The 25,263-nt window shown below is 44.7% G+C and carries 26 protein-coding genes; 4 read left to right on the top strand and 22 right to left on the bottom strand.

Annotated elements, in window-relative coordinates; all coding sequences use genetic code 11:
* Window positions 1-116: 116 nt before the first annotated feature.
* The 4 genes from fumC to H7T88_RS17140 all read right to left on the bottom strand — a co-directional run bounded on the left by fumC (window position 117) and on the right by H7T88_RS17140 (window position 4,151).
* A complete protein-coding gene (fumC, locus tag H7T88_RS17155) occupies window positions 117-1,505 on the bottom strand; it encodes a class II fumarate hydratase (protein WP_090924818.1) in 1,389 nt (462 codons plus the stop codon).
* A 157-nt stretch (window positions 1,506-1,662) separates the two neighbouring features.
* A complete protein-coding gene (locus H7T88_RS17150) occupies window positions 1,663-2,685 on the bottom strand; it encodes an aldose 1-epimerase (protein WP_221789464.1) in 1,023 nt (340 codons plus the stop codon).
* A gap of 205 nt (window positions 2,686-2,890) precedes the next feature.
* Complete coding sequence (locus H7T88_RS17145; protein ID WP_154983466.1) at window positions 2,891-3,700, bottom strand: MBL fold metallo-hydrolase; 810 nt, start codon at window positions 3,698-3,700, stop codon at window positions 2,891-2,893.
* 184 nt (window positions 3,701-3,884) lie between these two features.
* A complete protein-coding gene (locus tag H7T88_RS17140; RefSeq protein ID WP_253494269.1) occupies window positions 3,885-4,151 on the bottom strand; it encodes a hypothetical protein in 267 nt (88 codons plus the stop codon).
* A 265-nt stretch (window positions 4,152-4,416) separates the two neighbouring features.
* Between H7T88_RS17140 and H7T88_RS17135 the strand changes: the two genes are divergently transcribed.
* From H7T88_RS17135 to H7T88_RS17120, 4 genes are all read left to right on the top strand, one after another.
* Entirely contained in the window at window positions 4,417-5,649 is a 1,233-nt protein-coding gene (locus tag H7T88_RS17135) for an aminopeptidase (RefSeq protein WP_221789463.1), read from the top strand.
* 87 nt (window positions 5,650-5,736) lie between these two features.
* Entirely contained in the window at window positions 5,737-6,969 is a 1,233-nt protein-coding gene (locus H7T88_RS17130; protein ID WP_221789462.1) for an aminopeptidase, read from the top strand.
* A 216-nt stretch (window positions 6,970-7,185) separates the two neighbouring features.
* Window positions 7,186-7,776, top strand: coding sequence for an RNA polymerase sigma factor (locus H7T88_RS17125; protein WP_221789459.1), 591 nt, complete (start codon window positions 7,186-7,188; stop codon window positions 7,774-7,776).
* Complete coding sequence (locus H7T88_RS17120; RefSeq protein ID WP_221789457.1) at window positions 7,754-8,695, top strand: hypothetical protein; 942 nt, start codon at window positions 7,754-7,756, stop codon at window positions 8,693-8,695. Before H7T88_RS17125 ends, H7T88_RS17120 begins: the two co-directional genes overlap by 23 nt.
* 1 nt (window position 8,696) lies before the next feature.
* Here H7T88_RS17120 and H7T88_RS17115 read toward each other — a convergent pair whose 3' ends face one another.
* The 18 genes from H7T88_RS17115 to H7T88_RS17035 form a co-directional block, all read right to left on the bottom strand.
* A complete protein-coding gene (locus H7T88_RS17115) occupies window positions 8,697-9,224 on the bottom strand; it encodes a hypothetical protein (protein ID WP_221789456.1) in 528 nt (175 codons plus the stop codon).
* A 238-nt stretch (window positions 9,225-9,462) separates the two neighbouring features.
* Window positions 9,463-10,926 carry an Msr family ABC-F type ribosomal protection protein gene (locus tag H7T88_RS17110; protein WP_221789605.1) on the bottom strand — a complete coding sequence of 488 codons (1,464 nt, stop codon included), beginning with the start codon at window positions 10,924-10,926 and terminating at the stop codon, window positions 9,463-9,465.
* Window positions 10,927-11,423: 497 nt separating this feature from the next.
* Window positions 11,424-11,630, bottom strand: a complete 207-nt coding sequence (locus tag H7T88_RS17105) for a hypothetical protein (RefSeq protein ID WP_154957315.1) — start codon at window positions 11,628-11,630, stop codon at window positions 11,424-11,426.
* Between the two features lie 81 nt (window positions 11,631-11,711).
* Complete coding sequence (locus tag H7T88_RS29045; protein WP_221789454.1) at window positions 11,712-12,401, bottom strand: CPBP family intramembrane glutamic endopeptidase; 690 nt, start codon at window positions 12,399-12,401, stop codon at window positions 11,712-11,714.
* A 456-nt stretch (window positions 12,402-12,857) separates the two neighbouring features.
* Window positions 12,858-14,150 (bottom strand): hemolysin family protein, encoded by a 1,293-nt coding sequence (locus tag H7T88_RS17095; protein ID WP_221789452.1) that lies wholly within the window; start codon window positions 14,148-14,150, stop codon window positions 12,858-12,860.
* 307 nt (window positions 14,151-14,457) lie between these two features.
* Window positions 14,458-16,029, bottom strand: coding sequence for a sigma-70 family RNA polymerase sigma factor (locus tag H7T88_RS17090; protein WP_221789450.1), 1,572 nt, complete (start codon window positions 16,027-16,029; stop codon window positions 14,458-14,460).
* Between the two features lie 206 nt (window positions 16,030-16,235).
* Complete coding sequence (gerQ, locus tag H7T88_RS17085) at window positions 16,236-16,637, bottom strand: spore coat protein GerQ (protein ID WP_240037154.1); 402 nt, start codon at window positions 16,635-16,637, stop codon at window positions 16,236-16,238.
* Between the two features lie 174 nt (window positions 16,638-16,811).
* The gene (locus H7T88_RS17080) at window positions 16,812-17,234 is read right to left on the bottom strand and encodes a cell wall hydrolase (RefSeq protein ID WP_154890391.1); all 423 of its coding nucleotides are present in this window, start codon (window positions 17,232-17,234) and stop codon (window positions 16,812-16,814) included.
* A 178-nt stretch (window positions 17,235-17,412) separates the two neighbouring features.
* Complete coding sequence (locus H7T88_RS17075) at window positions 17,413-19,173, bottom strand: hypothetical protein (protein ID WP_221789449.1); 1,761 nt, start codon at window positions 19,171-19,173, stop codon at window positions 17,413-17,415.
* 146 nt (window positions 19,174-19,319) lie between these two features.
* On the bottom strand, window positions 19,320-20,069 hold the full coding sequence (locus H7T88_RS17070; protein WP_221789448.1) for an SDR family NAD(P)-dependent oxidoreductase: 750 nt from the start codon (window positions 20,067-20,069) through the stop codon (window positions 19,320-19,322).
* Between the two features lie 192 nt (window positions 20,070-20,261).
* Window positions 20,262-20,660 (bottom strand): DUF2500 domain-containing protein, encoded by a 399-nt coding sequence (locus H7T88_RS17065; RefSeq protein ID WP_090916558.1) that lies wholly within the window; start codon window positions 20,658-20,660, stop codon window positions 20,262-20,264.
* A gap of 186 nt (window positions 20,661-20,846) precedes the next feature.
* On the bottom strand, window positions 20,847-21,458 hold the full coding sequence (locus H7T88_RS17060) for a C39 family peptidase (protein WP_221789447.1): 612 nt from the start codon (window positions 21,456-21,458) through the stop codon (window positions 20,847-20,849).
* Complete coding sequence (locus H7T88_RS28775) at window positions 21,455-21,580, bottom strand: hypothetical protein (RefSeq protein WP_260510967.1); 126 nt, start codon at window positions 21,578-21,580, stop codon at window positions 21,455-21,457. The genes H7T88_RS17060 and H7T88_RS28775 overlap by 4 nt, the downstream gene beginning before the upstream one ends.
* A 67-nt stretch (window positions 21,581-21,647) precedes the next feature.
* Window positions 21,648-22,133 (bottom strand): ATP-binding protein, encoded by a 486-nt coding sequence (locus H7T88_RS17055; RefSeq protein WP_221789446.1) that lies wholly within the window; start codon window positions 22,131-22,133, stop codon window positions 21,648-21,650.
* Window positions 22,134-22,166: 33 nt separating this feature from the next.
* Window positions 22,167-22,733 carry a GNAT family N-acetyltransferase gene (locus tag H7T88_RS17050; RefSeq protein WP_221789445.1) on the bottom strand — a complete coding sequence of 189 codons (567 nt, stop codon included), beginning with the start codon at window positions 22,731-22,733 and terminating at the stop codon, window positions 22,167-22,169.
* 63 nt (window positions 22,734-22,796) lie between these two features.
* Window positions 22,797-23,837: a CHAP domain-containing protein gene (locus H7T88_RS17045; RefSeq protein ID WP_312027630.1), complete on the bottom strand. Its 1,041-nt coding sequence runs from the start codon at window positions 23,835-23,837 to the stop codon at window positions 22,797-22,799.
* Window positions 23,838-23,973: 136 nt separating this feature from the next.
* Window positions 23,974-24,450, bottom strand: coding sequence for a GNAT family N-acetyltransferase (locus H7T88_RS17040; RefSeq protein WP_221789444.1), 477 nt, complete (start codon window positions 24,448-24,450; stop codon window positions 23,974-23,976).
* A gap of 31 nt (window positions 24,451-24,481) precedes the next feature.
* Window positions 24,482-25,261, bottom strand: a complete 780-nt coding sequence (locus tag H7T88_RS17035) for an HAD family hydrolase (RefSeq protein WP_221789443.1) — start codon at window positions 25,259-25,261, stop codon at window positions 24,482-24,484.
* Between the last annotated feature and the right edge of the window lie 2 nt (window positions 25,262-25,263).

Raw genomic sequence — 25,263 nt, 5'->3', positions numbered from 1 at the left:
GCTGACAAGAAAAATATGTGATTACATAAGAAAAACGACCTGCTTTGCAGGCCGCTTTTCCGGGACTTTATTCATAGATATTTATAATTGACACAATATAGGAGTTTAAAATCAGTTTAAGCCTTTGGTGCAATCATTTTAGCCGGGTCTACATATTGATCGAATTGTTCCTCTGTAAGAAGTCCGGTTTGTAACGCAGCTTCCTTCAGGGACAAACCTTCTTTATGTGCAAGCTTAGCAATTTTAGCTGCATTCTCATATCCAATATGAGGATTGAGTGCAGTGACCAGCATAAGCGAGTTATCCAGATTGTGTTTGATCTGATCCAGGTTCGGCTCAATACCCACAGCACATTTGTCATTAAATGCAACGATGGAGTCAGCGAGCAACTGTACAGACTGCAGGAAGTTATAAATGATGACAGGTTTGAATACGTTCAGTTCAAAATTACCTTGGCTTGCCGCGAATCCAATCGCCGCATCGTTACCCATCACTTGTGTCACAACCATCGTGATCGCTTCGCTCTGTGTCGGATTCACTTTACCTGGCATAATCGAGCTGCCCGGCTCGTTCTCAGGGATACGAATCTCACCGAGACCGCTACGTGGACCGCTTGCGAGCCAGCGTACGTCATTGGCAATTTTCATCATATCCGCTGCAAGCGCTTTTACTGCACCGTGAGCATACACCACTTCATCATGGCTGGTCAGAGCGTGGAATTTGTTTGGCGCAGATACGAAATCTTTACCTGTATGCTTACCAATCTCCTTGGCTGTAAGATCACCGAAGTCAGGATGCGCGTTAATTCCTGTTCCTACAGCCGTACCCCCAATCGCAAGCTCCTTCATGTACTCTACGCTTTCGCGGATCATACGTTCACTCTTACCCAGCATAGCTTCCCAGCCGCTAATCTCTTGCCCAAGCGTAATCGGCGTTGCATCCTGAAGGTGAGTACGTCCAATTTTGATGATATCCTTAAACGCTTCCACTTTTTCCGCAAAAGTCGCTTTCAACACTGCAATCGCTGGCAACAACTGATCCTCCACCGCAAGAACGCCCGCGACATGCAGCGCTGTTGGGAAGGTGTCATTGGAGCTTTGCGACATATTAACATCATCATTCGGATGTAGGCGCTCTTCTTTACCTTTTTGCTCCAGCAGCTGGTTACCCAGGTTAGCAATAACTTCATTCACGTTCATGTTGGATTGAGTACCGCTACCCGTCTGCCATACCACGAGTGGGAAGTGATCATCAATACGTCCTGCAATAATTTCATCAGCAGCATAAGCAATCGCATCTGCTTTCGCCGCTGATAATTTGCCTAATTTATGATTACTGGCCGCAGCACTTTTCTTCAAAATGGCGAGAGCTCGCACCAATTCCATCGGCATATGCTCGCGTCCAATAGGGAAATTTTCCTTACTGCGCTGCGTCTGAGCGCCCCACAGCCTGTCGGCTGGTACTTTCATTTCGCCTAACGTATCTCTCTCAATGCGGTATTCCACTTGCTTGTCCTCCTCCAAAATGTTGGTCTGGGTCTCTACAAAGCTTGTGTATCTCGTCATATTATACATGATTTACGAACAGGTTTTCACCTTTTCGACAAAATTGTAAGCGTAGCGCAAAACGAATAGGTCAGAAGCAAGTTCAATCTATCCCGTTTTATTTTTGAGCAGCAATTTGAGCAGCAATCGGATACAAACGGCTGGTTTGTTCATAGAGTTCACCTGGTTGTAATCCAACGAGACCACTCTCTTCTGCGGAAATCCCCTCCACATTCGGAGCATTAACCAGATTCATCTGTGGTTCCGGACAGAAAAATTCATTGCAGGCATTGTTGTTCCAGATCATCCAATGTTTATAGGACGTGCCTACATCGTACACCAGTTTGTCTCCTGTGCGATGATCTGTCAGTTCCATGTAATTGCGGCCATTTTGCGGCTCGGCGGTATAGTGGTTATCCATCGCTGCAAAAAACGGACTAACTCCGCCCTGTTTAAGCTGTTCTTCCTCCAGTGTAAGCGGTTGAAATTGTCCTGTCGGTAGCGAACGCTCGCTTAATTCACGGCGCTGGCCAATCGTCACTTTGGCTGTATAATCCGAGGACTGACTGTCCGGAGCAAAAGGAACTTTGATCGCTGTATGGAAAGCAAACAAGTTCGGCATATATTCTGTGCCCGTATTGTTCACGATTAACTGCTGCTGCAGACCATGACTGCTCAGAGAGTAACGAAGCGTTACACTGAAGGTGAACGGCAAATATTTGTAAAAAGCATGGCCTTCTCCAATGTTTTGGCTGAGTGTGACATAACTCTCCAGATCATTAGAACCGAATCCCTCAACTGTCCACGCCACATCATGCAAAAATCCGTGCAAATGGTTGCCTGTCGCGGGTTCATTAATCGGTAGTTGATAGACTTTTCCATCCCAAGGGAAACGACCGTCTTCATATCGATTAGGAGGAGACAGAATCGGAATACCGTACACGGCAGGAGCCGCCATGAATTCATCCATCTGATCCTGATCCGGTTCGCGCAGGTAGCTGTATCCTTTTTCCGTATCCCGAAAAGCTACCAGGTTCGCGCCAACGCTTGGAATCACCGCCGCTTCAAATGAACCAAAGCGTAGCCATACCGCGGGAATACCGCCAAATTGCTCTTCAAACGCTGTATTCTGTTGTGTCATCGTTATATGTACCTCCTGCATACTAAGGTTATATTATACGGCTCGACTATATCATGATTGCGCCTAAAAGAACAATCTGAGATCGAGAACAAATTAAACAGGCAAGCGCAAAACAAAAAGACAGCTGCACGATCAGCTGCCTTGATCACTCTTTGTTGGTCTTCATCGCTCTTCAACTCACTCACGAGTAACGGTCTATGTTTTCTCATTCTACATACTTACCCTGCTTGGGTACCGTATCTTCTTCAAAATGCATGTCGAGATGCCGGAGTGATTCATGTAACATCTCCCCGCTTAACACATGTCCATGCCCTGTCACAACCGTTCTCGGCTCCAGTTGCCTGATACGCTGAACCGATTCATGCGCTTCCTCCCAATCCGTTGTAAAATACGCCGGAGGGCCGTGTAACTGTTTGTCCTGAAGCAGAACACTCCAGAGCGACTCCTGTTTGACCGAGACAATCGCATCACCCGCAATCAGTAATCGATCTGCTTCGCGGAACAAGGATATATGTCCCGGTGTATGACCTGGCGTATGAATCCAGTTCCACCCCTTTGTGCCGGGCACCGTATGATTTTGGGGTAGACTGAATATCCGATCATCCAGATTAATGGCTTCGTTCGGATACGTAAAAGACAACTGCGCCATGAGGCCTCCACCCACAGAAGGGTCTGCCGGAGGATAATTTTTCAAACCTGTGAGATAAGGTATTTCAAGTGGATGCGCGTATACCGGCACTCCCCAGAATTGCTCCAGTTCAATTACCGTTCCCACATGATCAAAATGACCATGCGTTAAAATAATGGCAGACGGCGGACCTTGAAAACGCTCGGTTGCCACATCAACAATGTGATTCGTGAATTTTGACATTCCTGTGTCCACAAGGACCCAGCTCCTGCTTCCCGGTTTTCCAATGAACACGACATTCACAAAAAGGGTACGCAAGCTCAAAATATCAGGAGCAACTTCCTCTACGCTGGTCATTCCTGATGTAATCAGATTGTCAAATGCCATTCACGGTTACCTCCCATCAGGCGAATTGTCTCTCTGGTTTAGTTCATCTCGTAGACTTCCCTTTTCTGGAATATCTATTCGGAATCTCGGAAATAAAAATAGACGGCGGACACCCTTCCCAGGGCACACACCGTCTAGTATAGTCAGGTAACTCGGACAATAGAACAAGAATATTTACTTTACATTAAGCCGGGTAAGCATCCAAGGCTGCATCCAGCAATTGATTGTACAAATCATCATCATTTTCGAGCAACTCGTCCATTTTCAGCAACTCTTCCTCATCACCCGACTGTTCCGTGAAGTGCAAGCTGTAGTCCCAGTCCTTGCCGTTCTTGCTCATAAACGTAATTTCATATACGGATTTATCACCATCTGTTTTGAACACCGTGCTACCTACGAAACTTTTTTCATCCTCACGACGCATTTCTGCGCGAATAATTTCAATACTCACTTTTATACTCTCCTTTAATCTCTCGTTTAAAGCCTCACTTCAATAAATCTTCGATTCAAGCGTCCAAAAAACTCCCTTTTGGTGCTTTTCTCCAACTTTCTGGCAAAGCTGTTTGGTAATTATTATTGGTTAATTGTACAATATATATCGTAGCAACGTATACATTATTCAATGAAGGCCCTATGCTGAATCCTCATAAACTTCAAAGAGGACTATAATAGACCGCCAGCTACGATATTCATATCACATTGGAGGAAAAAATAGCATGAACAATTTTGAATCAAATCTGCAACAATATGCTGAACTGGCTGTCAAAGTAGGTGTCAATGTCCACCCTGGACAAACGTTAGTCGTAAATGCGCCAATCACGGCAGCTCATTTTGTACGATTGATCGTTAAGGCTGCGTACAACACGGGTGCAAAACTGGTCAAAGTCAACTGGAGTGACGAAACGGTTACTCGACTTCACTATGATCTGGCGCCGGATGAGGCATTCTCGATCGAACCAAAATGGTTCGCAGCTGAAATGACAGAGCTTGTTGAAGAAGGCGCGGCAATCTTGCATGTCATCGCGGAAAATCCGGATCTGCTGAACGGAGTGGCACAGGAGCGCATCGTAACCAGTCAGAAAGTGCGCGGCAAAGCGCTGGAGAAATATCGTGCCTATCAAATGGCTGATAAATTCAGCTGGTCCATCGTAGCTGTCCCTTCTCCTGAATGGGCTGCTAAAGTATTCCCGGATCTGCCTGAAGCACAGCAAGTGGACCGCCTGTGGGATGTTATTTTCAAAACGGTACGGATTGGTGAAAAAGATGCTGTCGCTGAATGGAAAACTCACCTGCAGAACCTTGACTCCCGCGCAGATCTGCTGAACAGCAAAAAATATAAAAAACTTCACTATACCGCGCCAGGTACAGACTTAACCATCGAACTTCCAGAAGGTCACATCTGGGTATCCGGAGGCAGTGTAAACGAGCAAGGACATGTGTTTATTGCCAATATGCCTACAGAGGAAGTATTTACTGCACCGCTGAAAACCGGTGTGAATGGTACTGTTCGCAGCACAAAACCGCTTAGTTACGGTGGCAATCTGATTGACGGCTTCTCCCTCACATTTGAGAATGGACGCATTGTTGATTACACTGCTGAGCAAGGGCTTGATGCACTGAAGAACCTCGTCGAAATGGATGAAGGTGCACATTATCTGGGTGAAGTTGCCCTTGTTCCACATCAATCTCCAATTTCGGATACGAACATTCTGTTCTACAATACCTTGTTTGATGAGAATGCATCCAATCACTTGGCGATCGGAAATGCGTATGCTTTCTGTCTGGAAGGCGGCAAGACGATGTCTAAGGAAGAGTTGATCGAACATGGCATGAACTCCAGTCTGACTCACGTTGATTTCATGATTGGTTCCGGTGAGATGAACATCAATGGTGTCACTTCGGAAGGTGCGGAAGAACCGATCTTCGTGAATGGAAACTGGGCATTCTAATATGCTCCATGCATAGAGAGGAGATTTCTCCTCTCTTTTCCTGTGTCTGAATTGTACTCATATTTAAAGATTATGGAGGGACATTCGATGTTGAGTTTTGAACAAAAGCTGGATCGATACGCTGCACTCGCTGTCAAAGTTGGGGCAAACGTGCAACCGGGGCAGATTTTTGTCATCAATGCCATGATTGATGCAGCACCACTTGTGCAACTATTGGTACGTAAAGGATATGAAGCCGGGGCCAAACAAGTTATCGTGAAATACTCCGATGAAACGGTCAACCGTCTTCGCTTTGAAATGGCTCCTGAGGAGTCCTTCGATGAACTTCCCAAGTGGCATGCGGCAGAGATGGAGGAACTCGCAGAGAATAATGCCGTTTTTCTGACAATTTTATCTTCCAGCCCGGATTTGATGAAAGGCATTGATCCGGCTAGAATCTCGGCGAACCAGCGCTCCTTTGGTCAGGCGATGGCTAAGTATCGTCAGTATCTGCAAGCTGATAAAATGAGCTGGACGGGCATTGCTTGCCCTTCACCGGATTGGGCGGCCAAGGTGTTCCCTGATCTCCCACAAGCAGAACAGATGAATCAGCTCTGGGATGCGATCTTTGCCGCTGTACGCGCGGACGTTGAAGATCCAATCGCTGCGTGGGAACAACATATCGAACGTCTGGAGTCACGAGCCGTGGCGCTCAATAACAAGAAGTACCATGCACTGCATTACATCTCCCCAGGCACAGATCTCACGATTGAGCTCCCTGAAGGACATATTTGGGCGCAGGCTGGTAGCGTAAACGCACAAGGTACACCTTTTGTAGCCAATATTCCAACGGAAGAAGTGTACACCGCTCCAGCGAAATACGGTGTGAACGGCACAGTGGCGAGTACCAAACCGCTAAGTTACGGCGGTAGCATTATCGATCGGTTTACCCTCACATTTGAGAAGGGGCGGATTGTGGACTTTCATGCAGAGGAAGGTCAGGAAACGTTGGAACGCCTCATCTCCATGGATGAAGGTTCTCATTATCTTGGCGAAGTTGCGCTTGTACCTTTCCACTCTCCAATCTCAGAAAGCGGCATTCTGTATTATACAACGCTGTATGATGAGAACGCATCTTGCCATCTGGCAATTGGCAGTTCGTACGCTTCCAATATCGAAGGAGGCAAAACGATGTCTCCCGAAGAGCTTGCGGAACGCGGTATGAACTCCAGCATCACTCATGTTGATTTCATGATGGGTTCTCCTGAGACAGATATCTATGGCATTACAGCCAGTGGAGACCGTGAACCGATTTTCCTGAAAGGAAATTGGGCGTTTTAAAAAAACTTTTATATTGAACAGGCAATTTTGCTGCCATGGATTCCATGGTTTGCAAGATCGTCTGTTTTTTCTTTTTCAGCAAACATCAAACAGGGTCGGAACTCCCTCTTTTCAGGACTGTAAACAGGTCTATCGGACATTGTAACGTTTCCATAATCTGTTGTAAAATGTAATGATACCAATGTTTGTGGACTGTTGACCAGAAAGGAGAACACCATGGCCAATCGGCTCCAGCTTTTACTCGCATCCGATTTTCATCAATTAGGACCTGTACTTCAGGAAGAGGTCTATTATGAATACTACAATATGGTGTATGGATTAATCGTATATATCATTAAGGAACGTACAGCGGCAGAAGATATTATTCAGGAAGCATTTATTAAAATCATTAAAAACAAACCCCTCTTCGAAGACGAGGTTAAACTTAAAGCCTGGCTCAAAGTAGTCACCCGGAATACCGCAATAAATTATTTGAGAAAAAATAAAAATAACCGTAACCAACTGGACACGGACAGTGTTTTTATAGATATAGAGACGATGAATCAAACCGCTGTTTCGGTGGAAAACATAGTTGAGACTCAGATGATGCAAGAATCCATCGAGCGTTACCTTTCTCAGCTGAAGCCGGAATACCGCGTTCTGGTTGAGTTACGGTGGAAAGAAGGCTTTTCTTATCGGGAAATTGCTGAATTGTTAAGCACCACAGAAGACATTGTGAAACAGCGTTTATTCCGGGCACGTGGCAGTATCAAGAAGAAATTACATAAGGAATGGGGTGGAAGCATTGAGCAAAGGCAAGCTAAATAAGCTTGAACATCAATTCGATTCAGGTCTTGAAAATGAATACTTTGATGCAGCGTTTGAGCAGGCATTTGATGAAGCTTTCCAGCAAGCTGCCTCTACCCCTTCCGCCTCCCGTACAGAATCCATGCAGCAATCCTGGCAAAAGATACATAAGGAGATCGAAAGAATTGGCGCACGTAAACGTAAAATACGCACCTTCAAGCTATCGGGCATCGTGGCAGCTTCTGTGACCATTGGAGCCGTTATTTTCAGTCTGCCCTCGGGAACACAAGCCGTATCTCCTATTGTTCAATCGATCAAAGATTGGAGTAATGGCATGAAATCGATCATGGTTGAGGATAAGTCTGTAAATCTGAGTCCCGATCCCTCAACCGCCAAAACACCGCCACCACCTGACCTTGAATCGAGCACAATTATCCATGATGAAGCGGAAGACATTCCTGCCTTTGAACTCAACAAACATGTTTTCCGCCCCGTTGCGGTTACGGAAAAGATCGCTCGTGATGGATTTATCGGTGAATTTATTATATCCAAAGCCATTCCTGCCCGTTTTGACAAGATAAAATATGAACTCGTACTGGATACAGAGAATCCCGTCAATCCTGACAACTATTACGAGTCCGATATGATGAGGGTGAAATACTCCATTCAGGGTAAAAGTGATACAGACGAGCTTATCCAGTTCGATTATGAATACGTTAAGCCAGGGCAGTCTCTTGAGAAAACATCACTGCAGAAAAGCACTGTTGTGAAGCTTGCAGATGATAGTGAAGCACTCATGTATGTGGGACCCCCCTTCAATTCTATTCAGTGGATGACAGGTTCTCTAAGTATGAGTCTGTTTGGAACCGTGACTGAAGAGGAGATGATTGCAATCGCCAACGATTTTCTGGAGCAAAATTCTCCTGCCAAATCAAAATAAATTAAAACAATACACTAGGTGATGTATGTGTAGACTGATCCGATGTCATCCCATCATGAGCAGTATGAACACTAGTGACACGATAATAATAACCGGATGTGATCTCCCAATCCGAATTGGATCGAAGAAGATTCGTTTGGGTCTGTGTTGAGGAGCTGCCTGCGAACGTTACCCAAGCTGTTCCTGTCCAGCGCTCCAATCGATAATTCACAGACAAGGTTTTCATGTCTTTAAATGTTCTAGTCGCTGTTTTTACGATGGCATGAAGTCCGTCTCCGCGTGTTAATGTACAAGTCGCCTGATAGATATGTACAGGTTTGGCAGCCCTTGATTGGAGGAAATACTCCTGAGGTTCGAGTGGCGGCGGAGCAGTTCGCGCTCCCGACGACACGCTGATGATCGGACTTGCAACTGCGGACGATTCTGTAGGCAGAACAAGAATAACTGGCGCAGTCAAAGCCAGAATCAGACCTACTTTCAAGATTGGCGTACGGCATATTTGTCTGCCTCGTCTTAGGATATTATGCATCTTCATTCCTCCCCAGCCTTGTTTTAATTTTTGGTGTAATCTATTAAACGGACGGAATAGATAACTGGTTTCAAAAAAATAAGGACGCCCGATGGTTCAATCGGCAGCGTCCTTTCATCATTTTCCGGATTAACAAAAACGATGAAACCTAAATTAATCCATCTCGTATGATAAAGAATAGGCTTCATTTGGACGGAATCTAGATCTACTTTATACAAACAGCAACATCATCTTCTGATTACCTGATTCGAACGATTTGTTTATTCTCTATAGCATATACCTGATCGGCGACGTTCTCGATTAAACGTTCATCATGTGAGATGAAAATAATTGTGCCTGCATAACTTTTCATTAAATGCTCCAACGCTTCCATTGCAGGAAGATCAAGAAAATTATTCGGCTCATCCATAAGCAAAATATTGTATCGGCCAAGCAACATTTTCGCCAGCTGCAACTTCATCATCTCGCCGCCACTTAATACCGCCAACCGCTTACGCACATCATGCGGAGAAAACCCTAGAGATGCTAATACAGCTCGAATCTCCGGCACTTCATAGTCACAGTTCTCCTGTATGAATTCGATGACGGCCTGGTGGTGATCAAGTGTGTATGCTTGTTGTGCAATATAACCGATCTCTGCCTTAGGCGATATGATGATGCCCTGTTCACGGTTCAAGATCATGTTAAGAAACGTTGTTTTCCCTGCACCGTTCGCACCGGTCAGCGCGATCTTATCCCCGAGCGGGAACTGAAAAGATGCGTTTTCCAAAATGACAGTATCACCAAAGGCTTTGTTCATCTCATTTCCTATAATCGGAAATGGATTGTGAAGTTCTAACGCATGACTCTGACGAAAGTGAATCGTACGATTCATCTCCGGTGCTTGGACTTCGCCTAACGCTTCAATCCGTTGTTCCATATTTTTGGCGGCTTGATGAAGTTTCTTCTGTTTACTCCCCACAGATTTCTGATGAGCAAGCCGTCCGCCCTGATCAGAGTTGTTTTTCCTTGCAGCCCCTTTCTCTTTCTGATCGACTTTCCGAGCCTGATTCCTTTTTTCAGTTATCGCTTTTTCCAGTCGTTCTCGTTCATTCACATATTGCTGATACTGGATTTCCTGCTTTTTCTGGTTTTCATTCTTCTGAGCCAAATAATCGGAATATCCACCCCAATACTCCGTAATCTTCCCATCCTTCAGTTCCCAAATTTTATCAACCACTTGATCAAGAAATTCCCGATCATGACTGATAACCAGCAACGCTCCCGTATAAAAAGAGAGCTGATGGATCAAGAAATGGATTCCTTCCGAATCGAGATGGCTCGTGGGTTCATCTGCAAAAATGCCGTGCACTGAACTGGACAAAGCCTGAGCAATTTTCAGCCTTGTTTCCTGTCCGCCACTCATCTGCTCAGCATCTAAGCGGTCTATTCCAAGCTTACCCGCTAATGCATAATCCACATCGCTCTGAGCCCCGCCCTGCTCCATCTGCGGGATATAAGAAAAACTGCCATTCCTCACAACTTTCCCGTAAGATTCGGGAATCTCACCCAGTAACACTTTTAACAATGTGCTCTTGCCCGCCCCATTGGCGCCAACCAAGCCGATCCGGTCATATTCATAAAGCTCCAAATGTTCAATATTGAATACCTCACGGCCCGCATATTCCACAACAATCTCTTTTGCTTTAATTAATATACTCATCATGAGTTCCTCCTTCAAAAATCGCAGTTTTCACGTTCGCAGGATGACCTGCGATTTAAGAAGGGGGATTATATAAAGAAATACCAATGCATATATCTCATGAGGTCTTCCCTCCTTTCTATGTCAAGCATTTTGGATGTAATAAAAAATGCAGATCCAAGTCCACTGTGGACTCAAATCTGCATTACTCACGTATAGAAGACACTTCGAATCAGCATAGCACAAATAAACTACCCCATTCGAAACCTATGTCTCTCCATACGTAAAATAAGCAAATCAAAAAAGCCCACGATTGTGGTAAAATCCGCTTTTTTTGACCTGCTTATCGAAGCCGTATGGAATGAATCATAGGAACGAGCCTCCTCTTCTTTTATTGAATTGAATAATACCATGAGGTTCTTACAGCGTCAACCTGAAGCAGCATTTGGTTCCAGTAATCTGTTGCGACTTCAATGGAATATGTTTTTTTCTCACAACTGCGGTTTGAACATGACCATTTAATCCAATTGTCCATTGAGTTTTGCTTTAAAAACGATAATTGCTAAGCCAATAATTAAAAATAACCACCCTAAAGCAGATAATGCTTTGTTGGTAGTTCGATAAGGATACCCCCAATTCGGCCCTCCTGTATATTTGGTTGTTACGATTAATAATAACAAGCCAATCGCCGCAACCACAATGCCGGCTAGAATAATGTAATCCATATTTGATCTCCTCATTCAATGAAAATAAAAGAACCCTAAGAAAAAAATAGTACCGATGTCATCTTTGCTTGGCAGGAACATTCAAACGGCTCCTATTAGCTTCATGACAACTATAGTTATAGCTGGAACAATAGAGTTTATTGAATTAAAAATCCAGTGTACGATTATATTTGACCATATATTTTTATATACGAGGTATATCACAGCAAAGTATGCCCCTATGATCATATAAGGAATCGTTTGTATCCAGTCGCCATTAAAATTATTGATATGAATTAGCCCGAATAAAATCGAAGACACAAAAAACATCAACAATTTTAACAGGGTTGAATTGAATTTTCCGAATAATAAATAACGAAAGGTCAACTCCTCAGCGAATGGAGCAATAAAAGGCTGAATTGAACCAATTAACATCATACTAACCATCGCGTTAGATAAACTATATGTATCATTAACAGACAAAGGTTTATCCATAAGAGAACGAGTTAAACTTAAAATTCCAAAAGCGCCGAGCACAAGTAAAGCGTTGAAAAACAATTTTATCCATAGTTTATTTTGTTTGTAGTGTTTCCATTGGGAACTTAAGAAATCTTTATACAGCCATATCATAACTAGAAAGCCTGTAAGAAAGATACCCAAACTTAGAGTTATGCCTAATAGTTGATTTTTCTCTAAGGAGAATTGTCCTAATACTGTGCCAAGTAATATCTCTATAGGTATGATAGATACCCCTATAAAGTCCTTTTTGTTCCATCCAATCCTATTACTCACGTTTATCAGTCCTCGTATAAAATTCATCGTGCCCACTATTGTTTATTCATATAGAATATAAATTCGATATTCTATATAATTCCACAAAATTTTAAAAAATAATCTTGTTAGAGAACTTGAATTGATGCTATTCTTCTCCAGAGAGCACTATTTCTCAGGGAAGTTAAATTTTGCTATATACATGCTATAGCATGTAAAGGATATTATAATGAACATGGGATGTCAATAACACCCCTTTGACAGACCTAATTTTAGATATCTTAAACGATTCTAAAGTACGCGTTAACTCACGAGAAGATGTTATAACTGACTAGGCTACGGCTCTAGGACACGCACTCAACTGTCTAAAACCATACACAAAAAAGCCGCTAAACAAGCGGCCTTCTTGTGTAGAACCCAAATTATAGACTTCGAAACCTTTGTATCTTAAAGGATAAATATAATACATTTGAGAAGCTATGCCCCTGCATCTTCAACGAGCATTTCAAGCTTCATCACATGTACACGCGAGATTCGTTTGTGTTCCGTCTCCTCAATAATAAACAGATATCCATCATACTCCACGGATTGGCCAATTTCAGGAGGAATCGCATCCACTCTGGAATATAACCAGCCGCCAATCGTATCGTAATCCGTTCGATCCATCTCGATACCGAATCGTTCACTAACTTCTTCAATCAGCATTAATCCGTCAATCGAGTATTCCATCTCATTCACTTGTTCAATGGTCGGACGTTCCTGATCGAATTCATCCTGAATCTCACCAACAATCTCTTCCATGATATCTTCAAGCGTGACCATGCCGGAGGTTCCCCCGTATTCATCGATCAGAACAGCAATTTGTGTTTTGCTACGCTGCATACGCTTGAGCAGATCACTAATTAACGTCGTATCAGGCACAGCCAGAATCGGACGAATCACGGATATGGTTTCTGTTAACTGTGAACGCATCAGATCCTTAATGTGAATAAAGCCGATAATATGGTCCTTGTCTCCGTTATATACCGGATACCGGGTACGCATGCTTTCGCTCGCAATCTCCATATTTTCCAGCATGGACTGATTGGCGTTGAGACAGATCATTTCCGTCCGCGGAATCATGATTTCACGGGCGGTTGTATCCGTAAAATCAAATATATTATCAACAAGTGCTAATTCAGTGTTATCAATTAAACCGCTCTTATTGCTTTCTTTCATGAGAATACGTATTTCATCTTCACTATGCGCTTCATCCAGTTCTGAAGCAGGTGCCATCCGAAACAATCTGAGCAAGGCATTAGCCATGCCGTTCAGCACCCAGATAAAAGGATACATCAATTTGTAAAAGAAGGTCAGCAGTGCCGCAGACCACAGTGTAATGGCCTCTGACTTGCGGATTGCCATCGTTTTGGGAGCCAGTTCACCCAGGACAATATGCAAAATCGTAATAATGACAAACGCAATGACAATCGAGATGCCATGCACATATACCGGACCCAGTCCAAATGCCGTAAATACAGGCTCCAGCAGTCGTGCAATGACGGGCTCTCCCAGCCATCCAAGTCCTAGTGAAGCTAACGTAATGCCTAGCTGACAAGCTGACAAATACGCGTCCATATTACGAATAATGTTTGACGCATATTTCGCATTTCGATTACCCGCTTCTACTAAAGCCTCAATTCGGCTACTCCGCACCTTGACCATTGCAAATTCTGCCGAGACAAAGAAACCATTCATTAATACCAGTAAACCAATTAAAAACAAGCTCATAATACTCGGTAAGGGGTCACTCAAATGTTCTTCCTATTCGCCGTTATCGTTCGGCAAATAGGTCCACCTCCTTCGAAAATGTAGGATATTAGCCATTCTGCCGTTCATATGCAATTTCAACTTCCCAATGCTTCCACCTCCTGCTGTTTGCGCCATAATAACATGGATATACTTCTTTTATTATATAATTCTACACTACACAGTCAATCCGTGTCCTATGACACCTAAAAGGCCAAATCGACAAAATTCGTTTACAAAAGTAGTGATTTCGCTGTTTTATTCACATTTTATGAATTCAGGAAGTCCTTTAAATCTCACATAGCATCTTTTCAGCCGGATTCCAGCGCCAACTGGATTGATGATTTTTTCCAATAAGCAATCCGCCCACCCAATATTCATCCTCTCTGAAGGTAGTCCAGTCGACTTCACCATTCATTACCTGAATCCCGAGTTCGGTCAGAGACAATACAGCATCACGAAATGCTTGATCATACTGGTTATACTTCGGAAAACTTGCCGCTCCTGTCATGCGGATAAGTGCAGCTGGCCCTTCCGACATCCGCTTCAGATGTGCCCAGTATTCCAGATCACCCATGCCGAGCACATGCAACTTATCTCCTACCTTACGAAACAGGTCGTACGGACGATGAATACCTGCTCTGATGGTTTCCAATGTGGTCTGTTCAATACAACCCAAGCCATTGGTTACGGAAGGCAACCTGGACAGATGCGCCTCGAATGCTGCTTTTGCAAATGGGAGTTCATTCATTCCGGACTTTAAGTATTCTTGATGCAACCAACTGTCAGATGAACTGTACGCTTCCCAGAACTGTTTTCCAGCCTGAAGTTCCTGTTTTTCAATGACATGCCAGTTGCCTGACAAACTTCCGATCTGCTTGGGAGTAAGCTGTCCCAGTCCTCTGAAATGCTCTACCTCGGGGTACGAATCGATGCAAAGGAGATTCAGACGTATGTTCTGTAGATCTTGTCCGCTAAAATAATGTAGCAAATAGGATAACATCGTTTGATCATAAAGGTCATACTCGAACCATAACACAATCTCTTTATACTGCTGTAACGAGCGAAGCTTCTCATCTAATGACTCAATCTGCAAATACACCTTCTGCGGTATGCCCAGTTCCTCTTCCAACACAACAGCACGATGCTGACGTGCGCTCCTGTCCGCCATAGCTGTAGTTACAGGACCATACGTGTACAATTCCCTCCAAACGAGAATGTCTCCTTGTATACCGCTTTCCCGTAAGCGATTGGCCGCATGATCACCATTCATAATATGCAACATGCCTTTTCCTCCTTCATGAAGTTCATTGAACACGGATGCCAGATTTCGTATAGGCAGTGAACGCTTGAGTTTTGTTCGGGCATCAAACAGCCTTTTCTTTAATGCAGATACATTCACATCAAGAAAGTCCGATATTTCTTTGAGCGTGTAGCCTTGAAAATAAAACAGCTCAACCACAACTTGCATCGATGATGGCAACTGGGCAATTGAACGACGTAGCGTTTCCTGCAACTCCTTCTGGATCGCTTGAGCTTCTGGATTACGGGTCTGATCTTCTTCAAGGAATACAGTCTCTACTTCTTGCATAGGAACCACCGAATGCCGCTTGCGTCTGAGCCAGCGATAACATTGCCTTTCAACAATGATTTTGAACCATCCCGGAAAAGCTTCCGGCTTCTCCAATTTGAACAGATTGGCAAATGCTTCGGTAAACGCCTCCTGAACAACATCCTCCGCGCCATATGCATCCTGTAACTGCTGATAGGCCACGGCAAGTGCCATTCCTCGAAAATGCGTCACCAGTTGTTCATAAGCTTCCGTTTCTCCCTGTATTGCTCCTTCAATCCATGATTTCAATACCGCGGACTCCCTTCATCTGTCGTTCATTACTGTCTGAACTTGTATATCTATTGCTTCACTTTTGTGTTCTCATATGTAAGTGCCTTGAACTCTTGATTAGGTTACTTTATTTTCGACTACAAATGCAAAAGCCGTCCTGTCTGCAGATGAGAACTGCAGTCAGGACAGCATGGATAGACTTATGTGTTGGTATTAACGGAGAATTAACGTCTGCTTGGCGCTTGTGGATAGTTGCCAACAACGCCAGGATATTGATACAGCAATGGCTCATCAAACGTTGCATAGTCGAAGTTAACCATCAGCAACATGATTCTTCTGCCTGTTTTAGGATCACTGATAATGATGTGGTCACGTCCAGCTGCTTCGATAATCCCTTGGAAAATACGAGCATTCCACTCTTTGTTTCCTTCGTATGTCATGTAGAATGTACCGAATTTACCCAGGTTCAAACGCAAAATATTTTCAATGTATGATTGCTCAAACTGTGGAGCTGTAGTGGAAACGACCGTTCCTGACGGTGTCATTGGGCTTCCGCTGGATACGAGTGGCGGTACGCTGGTGGAGCTAGGAGATACCATACCAGGTGTTGGTGCCATCGACGGCATGCCATTACCGACTTTGTAAGCCGTTCCCTGAACTTGAGAATTCGCTTGTGTCCCTAATACTGAATTGGCTTGTGCGCCCAATACGGAGTTGGCTTGTTGCCCCATAGTTTGAGTTGGTTGATAAGGTGTGTTAATCACAATAATTCCTCCCTGAATATGAAAATTGGTAATGGATTAATAGACGTCCGGACAGTCTTCCCCGGTTGGACTAAAGAAACAATGCGCCTTGAAACGTCCCGTGTTGGGCTGGTTATACCACGTCGCCGGACAATCTCCAACTGGTCTGAAAAACCATAACGAGTTGCTCGCCGGCCAGAAACGCTCTCCGTTAATGACCCGTTGTGCCAACCGAATCTCGGATTGTCTCGCCCGCTGATAGAAGTATCCCTTCTGCGTCGACTCAAAGCCTCCCGGATTCTGAAAGACCATGCGGTTCATATCACGAATGTTGCCAAAATCCAGGCAGTCCGCCAGCACACGATTCACGCCAACATTGCCTACCAGTAGCATTCCTTGCTGCCCATCTCCTTCGGCCTCTGCCCTCATCAATCTGGCCAGCAGTCTGACGTCTTCCGTGTTGGCCTTAATTACAGCCATTTACTGATCCCTCCCATGCAGCAACTGTTCATCACCGTACATCGTATTGTGCAGGAGCCTATTCGGTGACACTATTCCAGATTTTTTCCACAAAAAAAGCCCGGAACCTCACGCGAGGTGAAGTCCCAAAGCCTTTTCTAACTAACACAAATAAATTTTACTATGCTCATGAAACCCGTTAAGGTTTGGCTTCAATCCAGTAATCATAAGCATGGACCAGATTGCCTTTGTAAGCCTTGTATTTAGAGAGCAGGTCTGGCAGTTTGATGAGCTGACTCTCCATCTCCTCGGCTCCTTTTTCGTGAAATGAAATATGTGTACCTTCAAAATTTTCTTTCATTTCGACGGAAATGAGCAGTCGTTTACCCAGACGATCTGCAATCTCCATTTCCTGACTTACGACTGCAGCGATCCCGTTAGAGCCTTCTGCAGTGTTACGGAATGCCATCAAGGATACATGATCAAGCGTATCAATCATGAACTCGGTAACAGAGATATCCTTTCCTGGTAGCGGGTAGGTATCCAGCCACACCGCAAGATCCGCACTGGTTTCAAGGTTGCTGTCTTTCTTCGTTTCTTCTTGGAAATAGGCAATATTCGATGCCCACTCGGTCAGCAACGTATTCCGCTTAGCCTCCCATTCGGGCAACGTATAAGGCTCGATATCCAGATGGATGCCCTCGAACCGCTCATCCGGTTCCACTTCGGCATTGTAGTTTTTTACATAATCGATCAGTCGTTTGATCCGAGGACGATTCTCCTTTTTGCCCCAGATCGGATGTCCGCCCATCGCATGAACTTCGATCCCCTGAGCTTTCGCTCTTTTTACAAAACTGCGATAACTGGAGTAGCGCTGATCCAGATCAAGCCGTACGTATAACCAGTTAATCTTTTGCTGCTTGGCAAAAGCCAGAATGTGGTCGCCGCCATCATCCGTCACTTGTGAAGCCTCCCAGATATAAGTGCCGCGAATTTCAGGTGCACTCGCAGGAGGGGTCACTGGTTTCTCTGGCGGTGTCTGTTCTCCTGGCTCCAGTTCCCCCCAATACGTCAAATCATGGACAGCTGAACCGGCATAGGACGTATGTTCCCGAAATGCAGTTGCGACCTCTTGGAGCGCATTCTCCAGCTGCGCTGAGCCTTTGCCCGCAAAACTGGTAAACTCTTCACCTGGCATCGGCTTGGTGTTTACTCCCACGGTAACACTTGTCCCGCTCGCGTCTGCCCACTGCATCTCCTGTTCAATTAAACGAATAATTCCGTTACTTCCTTGTGCATTATCCCGGTAAGCAAGCAGGGTCACATGTTCTACATTTTGAATAAACCAGTGTGACAATGCTTCGTTATCTGCATCATCTGCTGTACGATCACCCTTGACCGTGTATGAATCGAGCCAGAAAGGCAGATCTACATGCACGGCTATTCCGCCATCCTGTTTGGCCTGATTTAAAACCATTTTCATATTACTGATCCAGGATTGCACCAATGGTTTGGCGTCTTCCTTCCATGCAGGCAACACGTATGGTTTAACATCCAGATGGATTGCATCAAAACGTTCACTTGCTTCCACAGCCTGATTGTAATCCTGCACCCATGAAGTTAATCGAAGCATCGGACCCTCGCGGCCTTGAACACCCCAGGAAGGGTCGCCACCCAGTGCCTCAATGGCAATACCTTCACGATCCGCTTTGGCAATAAATGCTCGATACACCTCTTTGGATATGGTCGTGTCTACGTTTACATACAGCCGATTAATCTTATGTTTAGCCGCATTTTCCAGCAGCTCATCTCCTGCACTCTTAACAGACTGTGCCTGCCATACCCAGGCAGCCCGTATATCCACATCTTCAGCTGTAGCAGGTGACTTGATCCCGATCATTATCATTCCTCCGATCAGTAATAACAGCCAAAATACTTTCCGGGACGTTTTCCCGAACATACACTCCCTCCATTCCTGTTCTGTTGTAAAATCACATTCATTATAGCAACCGACTTATCAAAAACAAATAAGCCCAAGTGCTTAACTTGGGCTTATTCCAGCTTCGAGGGATATCGAAAGACCGGCTTCGGGGCGACGTCCCGGTTCTAGTCCTCATATATCATTTTTCGGGTCATGCCTCCATCAACTACGAGATTAGTCCCTGTGACAAAGGTATTAGCAGGGTCGGACAAATACAGACAGGCCCTTGAAATATCCGACGGCACCCCCACCCGGCCGGATGGATGCTGCTCGTGGTCTTCCGCTTTGAGTTTGGACACATCTCCAGTCTCAATCCAGCCGGGACTGATACAATTGACCCGAATTTGGTCCTTACCAAGTGAGACTGCCATCGCATGTGTCAGCGCTGTAATTGCACCTTTTGATGCGGCATATGCCTCGCTATTCGGCTCAGACATTAGTGAACGGGTCGAAGCCATATTTACGATGGCGCCGCCATGTTCATTTTTTTTCATATGCCGGGCCGCCTCCCGACTTGCGAGAAAACAGCTTCTAACATTCGTATTGAGCACATCGTCCCATTCGTCCACCGTTAGCTCATAGGGCGATTCCCACCTGGACACTCCAGCATTATTCACCAGTACATCAACCTGTTTGAACTCTTTCACTGTGGTATCGAATAGCTGCTGAATATCTTGCTCTTTCCGCACATCACACTGCACAAAGATCGCTTCGCCGCCCTCATTGCGGATCGAGGCCGCTGCCGCCGCTCCCTCGGCTTCCTGAACATCGGCAAGCACGACTCTAGCCCCGGCAACCGCATAAGCTTCTGCCACACTTCGTCCAATTCCCTGAGCCGCTCCCGTGACAACAACAACTTGATCTGAAAATGACATGACCATATTCCTCCTCTGGTAAGACTCTCTGTTTAATTTGATGTACTAATTACCTTGTTCATTTCTTATCGATTTCCACTAACTCTATACTAATATACAAACACGTTCGCCCCTTTAAGAAACGCTTGTCCCCTAATCCGTCAAAAAAAGCTTACGCCATTCGGGCGCAAGCTACTCCATTTTCAACTTCTTTTAACCTCGTAAACGTTCAGTGTACAGACGATTCGTGCGTTCAAATCCAATATACCGGGTTCCCTTGAAGGAGAGCCGTCCTTCATCCCCTTCGGCACACATACCATACTCTTCACCATTCACTTTGAATTCCAAGCGGTCACCGCTCTCTACTTCAAAAGTGACGTAATACAATGTTCGTGCGGCATTTGTGGTGCCGGATTCGGAAGGCGACTGGCTCATCTTAACCCGTCTGCTAGTGATGCGAGAGTGTACAGTCAGCAGAGGCTCTGCATTGTTGCGCCCCCACCTCCATACTTCTTTGCCCATTGATAACAGCACGATACCCAGAATCAGGACAAATGCCACCGGAAAGACGGTTCCAAACAAATCAAACATCCAGGATGATTCAATGCCCATGTCTCTCCCCTCCGTTCATACTTGGGACAGCCGGAGTCTTGACCCGTCTTCTGTAATGTATATGCGGACGAACACAGAACTTGTTAACCTGATGAAATATTTACATCGTATATCTCAGGTGGAGCACGATCGATTAGATCTTGAAAATAACCCAGCCATGCTTCAACCGTTCTATAGCACAATTTATTACTCAGATTTATCTAAAGAATCAGGTTTGGGGTCAATCACGATATAGGAGTTGCGGCTGAAAGGCAGCCATGTGTTCCATAACAACTCCAGTTCATCTATACTAATCTTCCGATTGTACTGCGCTTCATCACAATTCCGCTTGAAATCCAGTGACTCTGCCAGATAAAAATGAGTTTCATCATACCCGACAACAGGCACAAAGTGCAAAAATCGCCGGTCCGAATGAACCCTGATGAACAGAATGACAGGCACGCCGCGACTGATCTGCTTTCTTAACGTAGTGACATTACCACGCAAATACGTTGCAGAGTAGCCGAGTTTTTTGAAAAACACAATTATCGCTTTTGGATAAAAGGTGCCCTCCAGTAATTTGCGCGGATACCTCCGATAAAGCTCATCTCCTTCGGATTCGATACCAAAATGTCTTAACACATATGCACTGGAAAATGCAGCACATTCGACGTTCTTCTGTACCTCCGTCCTGTTGGGAGACGAAATGAAATATGTAGAGGGTACTTTTACGCTGTACATATGATCTTTCTTCGGAATACTATAATAGCGATAAATTAACCAGATGATTGCCAGCCATAAGATCATGTTGAATATCATTTCGAACCTTCCTCCTGCCAATCACTGGACAATAAACTGTACGTCACAATGTTCTCATAATGATTATATAACCACTGAGCCTGTCTGGATGTGCCCTCGTTTATGACTTGAAAAGGAAACATGCAAATCCTCCAATCGTCCATAAAGGTTACGTTCTGAAGATTTTTGTAATCCAGATATACGACTTTTCTACCAGTTTGCTCTGACCCACTGCTCAATTTGCTTTGCAGCTTCCACAGAAGACAAATCGGTTGTATCCACCGTTGGCATCGCCGGGTCAAAGGCTTTATCCGCGTTCTGCAACAACCAGTTCGCAAAATTACGATGATCTTCAATCGCATTTTCGTCCCAGCCCCTTGCCCGCAACCGCATTTCACGCGTAGCATCATCACAATGTAGGTTAATGTAAAGAATACGATCAAATCGTTCAATATAGTTGGAAGATGCAATATTTTCGGGTACCATCGTGCCGCATAGAACGGTACCTCTTCCGCTTAATGAGATACTATAAGCAACGCGCAGCCAATTCTCTTTGGCAATCTGCCAATCGACATTGTTGATGATATCCATATCAAAGACGTCAAATTCAGGCAAAAGCTTGCGCACATGGGATGACACCGTTGTTTTGCCCGTACCGCTCGCGCCTGTGATTACAAATAAAGGTAGTTTACTCATTAGAATATTCCTCCTGTTGTCGTCTTATAAGCTCTAATCTCGCTGTGAATCGATAGAATGCCATTCCTCAGTCCTTAGGCCGTACATCACTCGATGTAGAAATCTCCCATTCAAAAACTCATAATCTCGTAGCTCACCTTCACGTTGAAAACCCAGCTTCTCGGGTATAGCACGACTTCTCCGATTGTCCGTTGCCGCACCAATCTCCACTTTATTTAATCCAAGTTGCTCAAAAGCGTGCTCAATCAGTACGTTGACTGCTTTCGTGATGAGTCCGTTTCCCTCGTATTCCTGTCCCAGCCAATAACCAATCTCAGCCTTCCTGTTTTCAAGGTCAATATCACAATATCCAATCGAACCCGCCAGTTCGCCTCGAAACCAGATCCCTAACCAGTATCCTTCCTCCTGTGCGTAACGCAGACGAGTTCGTTCAATAAAACCGGCTGAATCCTCTTCAGTCAAAGTCATGTCAGGAATCCTGAGCCAGGCTCCGAGATGTTCCCGGTTACGATCAATTAACTGAAATAACGCTGCTGCGTCGTTGGATGTAAAAAGCGAAAGGTACGCTGTATCTGTACGGCCTAAGGCATGTTTAAACATAATTAATCCTCCCAGATGTTTATTCTAAAGCCTCCTTCATCTGCTACCAGCCAGCTTCAAATCTTAAATCGGTCTATATTCCCCTTCGAAATGAAATTGGTAGTCATTACTGATCCGAATGTATCCAAGAATACAGTCACCTCTGGATCTGTTCACGATGCCCGAGTAGTTCTGATTATCCACGTTTCCTTCTGCGACGAGTAAATAATCTCCCTCACAAGACAAAACGATACCAATATGATCATGCGAGTCATCGGACAGCAGTTTTTCATATACGACCAAGTCACCACGCTCTGGCTTGAAACCATCTTCCTGATCAAGATAGAAAAATCCAGTTTCAGGTAATCTCGACCAGTCCAGCCATGCTCCAACTCCAGCTAAACGATACGTCCGGTTGGGATAACGAATAGGCAGCTTAATGTCAACCTGCATACAGCAATGATACACAAAAGCCGCGCACCAATTATACTTAAGTATCGTGTGAATATCGGGGTCCGGCCAATACTGGCAAATCTGCCGAAAGTATTCATTCTCTGGAACTCCGATAATCTTTTGCTTGGCTAACTTTTCTGCAGCATCAGCAAGGGCTGAGCGTCTTTGTTCACAGTAATCCTGTTTTTCTACCGTTGAGCCTGTGGAATGCATTTCATCCACCTCAACCGTCATTCCAAGCTCATGCAATATATGATGTAATCTGACCTTCTCCATCCTCGTCTTCGTTAAACTCTGTCTTACAGGAGAGAAGTTCATATGTAAAAGGATCGCATCTTTTAAAATCTCTTCGTACGACCCCTGAACCTGCTGACATGCCTCTTGAACAAAAATCGAATTCAGTATGATATACAATTCTTCCTCACTGAATAGCTGTAAACCCCGGAGTAGCTGCCTTGCAGTATCTGCGCTATTAGGACCCGGGAAAACATTGATCCCGGTTCTGTAAAGGTAACATCCGTGAAGCAAACCTGTGATCGCGGCCAGTTCCTGGTTTACTCCTCTTCGAGTCGCAAGCAAGGAAGCGAAACTGGACACACCAACAAGTTGGATCCACACCTCTTCTTGACCCGGGAACCCTTCGTGAGACATTGTGCGAATAACACGTGACACTTCGTCTATTCTATTATTTCGGGTTCCTATAGTACCACCTGTGTTCATCTCATCGCAACCCTTCAACATTCTTGTGCGTCATCCGGCTACTCGCAAAAAGCACAGTAACAACTTCGCAGAGCCAAGCAAACCAACACTACAGCAGCTGCTTTTTCAAATCCATCCGTATGTACGTTTTCTCGTAACTTGAACCATCTTCATTGTAGTAAACAGCCTGTTTGGAGTAAGGTTCAGAGATGGCATGATAACCGTGTTTCGAGATCAGCTTGATCATTCTGGGATTTTCGACAGGATCAACGCTCACAAACATTTCGCTATAACCCAATTCTTTCGCACGTTCTTCTCTATACCGAATCAATGCTGACCCGGCACCCTGACCGCGATATATTTCCTTAACGTACAGATCGCTTAATTTAGGAACCAGCTTTCCTTGTAATTTAAGAACTCCAAACCCCATGATGACGCTACCCTCATCCTCGGTTTCAGCAAGGGCCACAATGACTTCTTTATTTTCCTGCTGTTTCATGTAGGACATGAATAAGGTCTCGTTGTTTCGAACAGAACAGAGTCCTGCGATGTCCCTGGCGACAGCTGTTCTTACGCTATATTTCATAAATCTGTACCTCCACAATCCGTTCACGACATTACTGACAAAGTCTCTCCAAAATAACAGCCACCCCGTCATTTTCATTCGTTTCTGTTATCTCTTTGGCTCTGCATTTCAAATCCTCGATGGCATTCCCCATCGCCACAGGCCAACCACATTGATCAAACAGACCGATATCGTTTACATCATCCCCAAACATCATCACATCTTGCATTGCAACACCCATGGCGTCACAGATCACAGAAACGGCATGTTCCTTGGATGCATTCAACGCCGAGACTTGTGTTAATTCACCTTGATCCGTGATCAATATGTTTAATTTCCCTTCAAAGCGTTCTTGAAAAGCCACCCGGTCCAGATTGCTTGTGAAAAGGATCTTGGATGCTTCTTGCTGTTTAAGCTCCATTAAAGACCTGACCATAGGTTGCCCTTTTACTTTCATGATTGTCTCTGCATCATAAGGCTTCAAACTCATCCATACATCTCTCACTTCTAAACTAATGTCCAGATTCGGATTACATGCCAGACAATAGTCTAGAACCTCTGCAGTTAACGCAGGTGTGATTCCAATGTGATTTTGTTTTCCAGTATGTCTGCAATTTGTATACGCGCCGTTATAATACACAAATGAACCAAGCTCCAGCAATTTTTCCGGCAAAAAAGCTTTCACTGCCCTCGGCGGACGCGCCGTTGCAAATATGAATTTCATTCCACGATGGGCACAATCTTGAATCGCCTTTACGTTTCGCTCGGAGACTTCTTTGTTTGCCTTCAATAGGGTTCCATCCAAATCTACAATAATTACCGGGAATTCCATGG

It is taken from the genome of Paenibacillus cucumis (ex Kampfer et al. 2016) (genome assembly GCF_019748695.1).
GTDB lineage: Bacteria > Bacillota > Bacilli > Paenibacillales > Paenibacillaceae > Paenibacillus > Paenibacillus polysaccharolyticus.
This window is presented reverse-complemented; position numbering and strand designations above follow the sequence as displayed.